Genomic DNA, 828 nt, shown 5'->3' on the forward strand with positions numbered 1-828 from the left:
TTTTTTTTTTTTCAAGCAGCAGCACATCCATGCACTCGAAGTCGGTGCCGGTGGCGTCGAAGCCCAATGCCTCGTTCACCACGCGCGGGAACTTGTAGGGGCTGGCGGTGGAGAGCAGCACGCGCGGGGTCAGCGGGTCGCGCGGCATCTGCTCAAGCAGGTAGTAGCCGCAGGCGGTGTGCGGGTCGATCACGTAGTGGTTCTCGTCCCAACAGTGCTTGATGGACTCGCGTACCTGATCCTCATCGGCCCAACCGGTGCCGAAGATCTGACGAATCTTGGCCAGCAGTTCTTCCGGGATCTCGTACGTGCCCCACTTGTTGAGGTCGTTCATCAGCATGGAGATCAGACGGGTGTCGCCCTCGGACAAGTAGTACAGCATGCGCTCCAGGTTGGCGGAGATGAGGATGTCCATCGAGGGGGAGATGGTCTGGAAGAACGGGCGCTGGCGGTTGTAGGTACCGGTGGTCAGGAAGTCGAACAGCACGTTGTTCTTGTCGGAAGCCACCACGAGGTGCTTGACCGGCAGACCGAGCAGCTTGGCATAGTAGCCGGCGAGGATATCGCCGAAGTTGCCGGTCGGGACCACAAACTCGACCTCATCGCCGACGTTGATCACCTGGTCGGCGAGCAGTTGGGCGTAAGCGGAGAAGTAGTAGACGACCTGCGGCACCAGACGGCCCACGTTGATGGAGTTGGCGGAGGAAAGCACCACGTGCGAATTGCCGGCGAGACGCTCGGCCAGGGCGCGGTCGCCGAAGATGCGCTTGACCGCGGACTGGGCGTCGTCGAAGTTGCCTTCCACGGCGGCCACCTGCACGTTGGAGC

The 828-nt window shown here is 61.6% G+C and carries 1 pseudogene; it reads right to left on the reverse strand.

Annotated elements, in window-relative coordinates:
• Positions 1-828, reverse strand: a pseudogene (locus AACW11_RS19950) (hypothetical protein); the annotation flags it as partial.

The sequence above is a fragment of the Yersinia sp. Marseille-Q3913 genome, from assembly GCF_963892745.1.
In the GTDB taxonomy this organism is placed as follows: Bacteria; Pseudomonadota; Gammaproteobacteria; order Enterobacterales; family Enterobacteriaceae; genus Yersinia; species Yersinia bercovieri.